The 6817-nt window shown below is 53.6% G+C and carries 6 protein-coding genes and 1 pseudogene; 2 read left to right on the top strand and 5 right to left on the bottom strand.

Features of this window, described 5'->3' with window-relative positions; translation table 11 throughout:
• Positions 1 to 21: 21 nt before the first annotated feature.
• The 5 genes from dusB to KAJ71_RS20255 form a co-directional block, all read right to left on the bottom strand.
• Entirely contained in the window at positions 22 to 987 is a 966-nt protein-coding gene (gene dusB, locus KAJ71_RS20235) for a tRNA dihydrouridine synthase DusB (RefSeq protein ID WP_248947322.1), read from the bottom strand.
• Between the two features lie 354 nt (positions 988 to 1341).
• Positions 1342 to 2076: a carbonic anhydrase gene (locus KAJ71_RS20240; protein WP_248947317.1), complete on the bottom strand. Its 735-nt coding sequence runs from the start codon at positions 2074 to 2076 to the stop codon at positions 1342 to 1344.
• Positions 2077 to 2266: 190 nt separating this feature from the next.
• On the bottom strand, positions 2267 to 3148 hold the full coding sequence (gene prmA / locus KAJ71_RS20245; RefSeq protein WP_248947318.1) for a 50S ribosomal protein L11 methyltransferase: 882 nt from the start codon (positions 3146 to 3148) through the stop codon (positions 2267 to 2269).
• Between the two features lie 10 nt (positions 3149 to 3158).
• Positions 3159 to 4604, bottom strand: coding sequence for a sodium/pantothenate symporter (gene panF, locus KAJ71_RS20250; RefSeq protein ID WP_248947319.1), 1446 nt, complete (start codon positions 4602 to 4604; stop codon positions 3159 to 3161).
• On the bottom strand, positions 4594 to 4836 hold the full coding sequence (locus KAJ71_RS20255) for a YhdT family protein (RefSeq protein ID WP_071681560.1): 243 nt from the start codon (positions 4834 to 4836) through the stop codon (positions 4594 to 4596). The genes panF and KAJ71_RS20255 overlap by 11 nt, the downstream gene beginning before the upstream one ends.
• A gap of 266 nt (positions 4837 to 5102) precedes the next feature.
• Between KAJ71_RS20255 and KAJ71_RS20265 the strand changes: the two are divergent.
• Together KAJ71_RS20265 and KAJ71_RS20270 are read left to right on the top strand one after the other, a co-directional pair.
• A pseudogene (locus tag KAJ71_RS20265) lies at positions 5103 to 5557 on the top strand (class II D-tagatose-bisphosphate aldolase non-catalytic subunit); the annotation flags it as partial.
• A 206-nt stretch (positions 5558 to 5763) separates the two neighbouring features.
• The gene (locus KAJ71_RS20270) at positions 5764 to 6708 is read left to right on the top strand and encodes an Rpn family recombination-promoting nuclease/putative transposase (RefSeq protein WP_375540745.1); all 945 of its coding nucleotides are present in this window, start codon (positions 5764 to 5766) and stop codon (positions 6706 to 6708) included.
• The last annotated feature ends 109 nt before the right edge of the window (positions 6709 to 6817 follow it).

Genomic DNA, 6817 nt, shown 5'->3' on the forward strand with positions numbered 1-6817 from the left:
AGTTCTGTCAGCTCTTTTTTGTTACGCAAGATTTTCGAAATATGCCTCCAACGCCTCCAGCTGTTCGCTGGCATCCTCTATGGCGTTGAATGTGCGCCGAAACTGGTCATTAGGGGCATGCTCCTGTAAGTACCAAGAGACGTGCTTTCGAGCAATCCGAAATCCTTTGCCTTGGCCGTAAAAGCCGTGCAATTCCCGAATATGCCCTATTAACAAGCGCTTCACTTCGCCAAGTGGCATCGGTGGTAGCAGCTCCCCAGTGTCCAGATAATGCTGGATTTCCCGGAAGATCCAGGGTCTCCCCTGAGCAGCACGGCCTATCATCAGGGCATCAGCCCCAGTGTAGTCGAGCACTGCTCTGGCTTTATGCGGGTCAGTAATGTCACCATTCGCGATAATCGGAATGGAGACATTCTGCTTAACTGCCCGAATGCTGTCGTACTCCGCGTTGCCGTTGAACAGGCAGGCACGGGTTCGGCCATGAATCGTCAGGGCCTGTATACCACAACCTTCGGCCAGTTGGGCAATTTCTACACAGTTACGGTTCTCTGGTTCCCAGCCGGTTCGGATCTTAAGTGTTACCGGCACATCCACCGCGTTAACCACCGCAAGGAGGATCTGCTTAACCAGATCCGGGTACTGCAGTAACGCAGACCCTGCAAGCTTCCGGTTCACTTTCTTGGCTGGGCACCCCATATTGATGTCGATGATCTGTGCACCGCTGGCCACATTAATGCGCGCCGCGGCAGCCATATCATCAGGATCACATCCAGCTATCTGCACGGAACGGATCCCTGGTTCATCGCTATGTACCATACGCAGACGTGACTTATCCGTGCGCCATACCTCCGGGTTGGAGGAGAGCATTTCGGATACAGCCATCCCAGCACCCATTGCATGACATAAGGTTCTGAATGGGCGATCTGTGATGCCGGCCATCGGGGCCGCAATCAGGCAATTTGTTAACTGGTGGTGTCCAATGCGCATAGACAAAGAGTGACCATACTGTGTCCGCAAGGGCGCGTATATTACGCATTTTTTCATTCAGATGAAAGGCCAAACTTTAACCAATTGACGGTTGTTGGGCGATAAAAGTGCGCTTATGCACCCTGGCAAGAAATATTATGGTTATTTAACAATATGTTGTGTGATTGTGCTTAATTTACGTGCGCAAAAATATTCCACTACCGGCAGGATTTTATCTTTACGCGCTGGCTATAACAGATCGTAACATCAGGTTATTTGTAACATTTTCAGCTTAATACTTTGACAAATCGCCCAGAATGGTGCTGGGAGTTACCGCCACCCCTGTGAGGGTCGCGGCAGTTGTAGCTGACAAAATCAATCGACGATAACGCGGCCGTTGAGCGGCTGTACCGGACGATTGTTATTATGGTGCACTACCGAGTGGAATTGACTGATTTGTTCGGCAGAAGCGCTTACAGGCTGGTCTAGCACCAACCAGCTGACCCCCTCAGAGCAGGGTGGCGTCGTCAGTGAACCGCTGAAGCGGTAGAAGTTAAACTTTTTCGGCAGCAGTGTCTTGATATCCAGCGGCTTGTTCAGCACGGCGGTCTGATCGACAGCGGCAGGCATTTGTTGCCAGGCCTGTGCCAGCTGCGGATTGGTTTTACCTTGCTGGAACATCAGGGCCAGCACCGCCAGGGCACCCTCTTTATCTTTGTAGACAAAGTGCGCTTCCAGTGGGAACTGTTTGCCGTCGATCTCATTTTCGCTCGGGGCGTGGAAATGGAACTGCTGCAACGTGAAGGTGTCGTTATCCAAGCGCAGGGTGTTGCCTTCGCTGACGTTGACTTGAATGGTGTGCCCGTTGTTGACGATTTGCTGTTTGCCCGGCTTGAAAGCCAGCTCAAGCTTGCCATGCTGGGTTTTCAGTGCGCCCTGGATGTTGACTGGGGACTGGTTTTTACCGGTTTCACACAGTGAAAAATCGGGTGAAAGCTTGCCCCAATGCGCCGGATCTTCCTGGCCTTCATAACCCCAATGAGCATGTTCTGCGGCACCGATCGAGAAGCTGGCGGCCAACAGGGTGGCTAGCAATATTTTTCCTTTCATTTCTAATCCTTGTAAACGAAAACATCAATTATCCTGGGTGGACTGCTTATGTGCGGCGGGCCGCCATCATTCCGCGCAAGAGAATACGCTTACTTTAAATCAGGTGAAATTGGGCCCAAGGCCGGGAAAAGAAAAAACCACCGGAACTGCTTAAATTTCCGATGGTTTTTGACTAGCGAGGAAAATGTAACTAGTTGCGTTGGCCGGTGATGCGGCACCACTCTTCGCGCTCGGCCACCGGGTCGAGGTTGAATTTATCCTGGTAGGCTTCTGCTACGCTGGCGGCCTGGGTCGCCAAGACGCCTGACAGGCCCAGATAGCCGCCGGATTTTGGCAGATCGCTGATTAACGGCGCCAGTTCACGCAGCGGACCAGCGAGAATGTTCGCCACCACCACATCGGCCAGCAGATCGGCAGGTTGGTCTTTTGGCAGATACAGCTCCAGATGCTCTGAAACGCCGTTACGCTGCGCATTATCTCGGCTGGCTTGAATGGCTTGGGGATCGATATCGATGCCAATAGCACGGGCGGCACCGAGTTTTAACGCGGCAATCGCCAAGATGCCAGAGCCACAGCCGAAGTCGATGACGGTTTTGCCAGCCAGATCCAGGCCATCCAGCCATTGCAGGCAAAGCGCGGTGGTCGGGTGTGTGCCGGTGCCAAACGCCAGGCCAGGGTCAAGCATCACGTTCACCGCGTGCGGATCGGGTACGTCACGCCAGCTTGGGCAAATCCACAGGCGCTCGCCGAAACGCATCGGGTGGAAGCTATCCATCCACTCGCGTTCCCAGTCTTTATCTTCTAACTGCTCGATTTTGTGGCGGAAACCGCTGCCCAACAACGGATGCTGTTCCAGTATGGCAACCACTTCGGCCATATCGGTTTCGGCATCATACAGGCCGATCACATCGGTATCGCCCCACAGCAGGGTTTCGCCCGGCAGCGGTTCAAACACCGGGTTGTCGTGGGTATCCTGAAAGGTGACCGATACTGCGCCGCTTTCAACCAACGCATCGCTCAGGTCTTCTGCCTGGCTGCCGGTGGTGTTCAGTTTTAGTTGGATCCAAGGCATAACAATTCTCTCAAGAGGGTAAGGACGACGCCAACTGGCGTTTTTCGCCGTAGACATTGCCGAGATAAAACGCCATCAGGCTGATTAACAGCGAGGGCACAATAGGGTGTAATCCGGCCAGATGCAGGTCGAAGCTGGCTAATAGCGTATAGCATAACGCACCAGTGACCATTGAGCTAAGGGCTCCCTGCGCGTTGGCGCGTTCCCAGTACAGGCCCAACACCAGTGGCCACAGGAATACGGCCTCCAGCCCGCCGAACGCTAGCAGGTTCAACCAGATGATCATTTCCGGTGGACGCCACGCGGCCAGCAGCACCAGCAATCCGAGAATTAGCGTGGTCAGACTGGAGAAGCGTTTGATCATCTTCTCATTGTTCATCTGCTGCGGGCGCACACCCAGATACAGGTCTTTGATGATGGTGGCGGAGGATTGTAGCAATTGCGCATTGATGGTCGACATGATCGCCGCCATCGGTGCGGCCAGGAAGATCCCTGCGGCGTAAGGTGGCAGCACGGTGATCATCAACGTCGGGATCACCTGATCGGGGATCTTCAGATCCGGCAGCACCGCACGGCCCAGGGCGCCAGCCAGATGCATACCAAACATCAGAATAGCCACCACGATGGTGCCGAGGATAATGCCACGGTGAACGGCTTTGCTGTCTTTATACGAGATACAGCGCACGGCGGTGTGCGGCAGGCCAATCACGCCAAAGCATACCAGGATCCAGAACGAGGCCATAAACGGCAGGCTGAGGATCTGATCGCCGCCTTGTGGTGAAACCAGCGCCGGATCGATCTGTTGCAGTTTATCAACCGCGCTGTGCAAGCCGCCCGCCGCGTGGATCACTGCAACCAGCAGCAATATCGTGCCCAATAGCATTACCAGACCTTGCATGGCATCGTTCAGCACGCTGGCACGGAAGCCGCCAAACGCGGTGTACAGCGCAATGCTGATACCAAATATCAGCAGGCCGGTATCGTAAGGAATACCCGCAGCGGTCTCCAGCAGGCGTGCGCCACCGATAAACTGAACTGTCATTGCCCCAAGGAAGGCCACCAACAGGCTCAAGCTGGCGAGCCATACCAGCAAGCGGCTCTTATAGCGGGCGAACAGCATGTCGTTAAGGGTAATGGCATTGTAGCGCCGCGCCAGAATGGCAAACTTTTTCCCCAGCACGCCGAGTGAAAGCCACACGGCGGGCAGTTGGATCATTGCCAGCAACACCCAGCCGAGGCCGTACTTATAGGCGGCACCAGGCCCACCAATAAACGAGCTGGCGCTGATATAGGTGGCGGTCAGCGTCATGGCCAACACAAAGCCGCCCATCGAGCGATTGCCGAGGAAATATTCACTCAGAAAGTTACCGCTCTGGCGACGGGTATAGGCATAGACCGACAGGCCAAACACCAGCAACAGATAGGCGATCAGCGGCAGAATGACCTCAGTTTGCATCGCTGTCCTCCAGGGAAATATCGCGGAAGATACCGCGTACCATCAGCCAGCACAGGCCAATAAACAGCAGCGGTACCAATAGGCAGGCCATTTCGAACCAGTGCGGCAGCCCGGTGATCCCAGCGTTGCTGTCTGGCAGATAGGCCGCCAGCGACCAGGCCAGTAGGTAAAGCAGCGTCAGGCCTAATGCCCAGCGTGCTTCGCGGTTAGCTTGAACAAAGCGTTGTTCCATCCGTGCCTCCAAGGGGTTTACGGTTATGGATTGGCAAAGGAGGGGATTTTACGACAAGGGACGGTTTTGCCAAGCCGTTATGTTGGCAATCGGGATAAAAAACCGGCCAAAGTCTGGCCGGTTGATGGGCTTTATGCCTGATGCGCAATAAAATGCTCGATCTGCGCCAGGCTGGATAACCCTTCCATCGGCCCTTTATGGGAAACCGCCAGGGCACCGCTGGCATTGGCATACTGCAACGCTTTTTCTGCGCTGAAGCCGGACAGGAGCAGGCGCGCCAGCTTTCCGTCATGATTGAGTCAACGCCGTTGGTGTTTGAGGCCCACTCAACTGATTACCAGACCCCGAAAGCGTTCCGCCAGTTGGTGCGCGATCACTTTGCGATCCTGAAAGTCGGCCCGGCGCTGATCGAGAAGGAGCTGATCGCCGCCATTCGAAGGCGATGATCGATCTGCACTACAGCCTGTCCGATCGGATCCGTTATTACTGGCATGAAGCGCGCATCAGCGCGGCCATCGACAAGCTGGTGGCAAATTTGAGCGGAGTAGCTATTCCGTTGGGCATGCTGAGCCAGTATTTCCCGCTGCAATTTCCACGCCTGATGGCCGGCGTGTGTGCTGGTGACCCACATAGCCTGATTATCGACAAGATCCAGGAGGTCTTGCGGGCGTATGCCTATGGGGGTAATGAACGGCAGGACGAGGCCGTAAACGTGCTTTGAGGCTTCAGAGTTGTGGAGGCCCCTCACTCCAGCCTTCTCCCCGAAAAGGAGAGGGAGTCAGTTTGGTATTGTGGTCAGGTGTAGGTATAAGCCGTCTTTTTATCAGAGCTTATTATCAAGAGACTTTGCGAGTCGGATTCAAAACCCATACGGTGATAATGTGAACCGGTAAAAGCCTGTGGTAGGTTTTTTATGTTAAGTCCAGGATGACCAACATGAAAAAATCCACCCCTCCACTGCATGATGCGCTATTCAAACAGTTTCTCACCCACCCAGACACGGCCCGAGATTTTCTGGAAATGCACTTGCCGCCTGTATTGCTGCAAGCTTGCGATTTAAGCACGTTAAAACTGGAGTCCGGCAGTTTTATCGAGAGCGATCTACGTGCCTATTATTCCGACGTGCTTTATTCGCTGAAAACCAAGCAAGGTGATGCCTATGTCTACTCGTTGATTGAGCACCAAAGTTCCCCAGATAAGCATATGGCATTTCGCCTGTTACGTTACGCCATTGCCACGATGCAACGACATCTTGAAGCGGGGCACAACCAACTTCCTCTAGTGATCCCGATCCTGTTTTACCACGGTCAGGTAACGCCTTATCCCTATTCAATGAGCTGGCTGGAGGAGTTCAGTGAACCCGAATTAGCCAAGCGACTCTATACGAGTCATTTTCCGCTGGTTGATGTCACTGTAATTCCCGACGATGAGATTATGCAACATCGTCGCATGGCTATTCTGGAACTGCTGCAAAAGCACGTGCGCCTACGTGACCTGGCTGAGCTACAGGAACAACTGGTCACATTATTACTGGCCGGATACACTACTAAAGAGCAACTGATCTCTTTGATGAACTACATGCTGCAGGTGGGGAGCACGACCAAACCGGAGACGCTGATCCGTGAGTTGGCCAGGCGCGTGCCACGGCACAAGGAGGAATTGATGACTATTGCAGAATATCTCGAGCAAAAAGGGTTCAAGAAAGGCATTGAGATAGGTATTGAGCAAGGAATTGAGAAAGGCATTGAGAGAGGTGAACGCGGAGCTGCTTTGAAAATTGCGAGTTCAATGCTGGCTAATGGCTTCGAGCGTGCCACGGTGATGCAGCTAACGGGTCTTTCGGCAGAAGATTTGGCGCAAATCCGCCATTAAATAAAAAAACACCGCAGAAGCTCTCATGCGGTGTTTTTTATTTCTAACTGAATACCACGTCCTATGGACGTGGTTATCGGCTTTTTGGCTCTGCCAGTAATGCTACTCA

The sequence above is a fragment of the Serratia silvae genome, from assembly GCF_023282985.1.
GTDB lineage: Bacteria > Pseudomonadota > Gammaproteobacteria > Enterobacterales > Enterobacteriaceae > Chania > Chania silvae.

Coding starts and splice junctions, on each gene's coding strand:
- KAJ71_RS20255 (WP_071681560.1), bottom strand. CDS start 4,836: ATGGAACAACGCTTTGTTCAAGCTAACCGCGAAGCACGCTGGGCATTA.
- KAJ71_RS20270 (WP_375540745.1), top strand. CDS start 5,764: ATGACCAACATGAAAAAATCCACCCCTCCACTGCATGATGCGCTATTC.
- panF (WP_248947319.1), bottom strand. CDS start 4,604: ATGCAAACTGAGGTCATTCTGCCGCTGATCGCCTATCTGTTGCTGGTG.
- dusB (WP_248947322.1), bottom strand. CDS start 987: ATGCGCATTGGACACCACCAGTTAACAAATTGCCTGATTGCGGCCCCG.
- prmA (WP_248947318.1), bottom strand. CDS start 3,148: ATGCCTTGGATCCAACTAAAACTGAACACCACCGGCAGCCAGGCAGAA.
- KAJ71_RS20240 (WP_248947317.1), bottom strand. CDS start 2,076: ATGAAAGGAAAAATATTGCTAGCCACCCTGTTGGCCGCCAGCTTCTCG.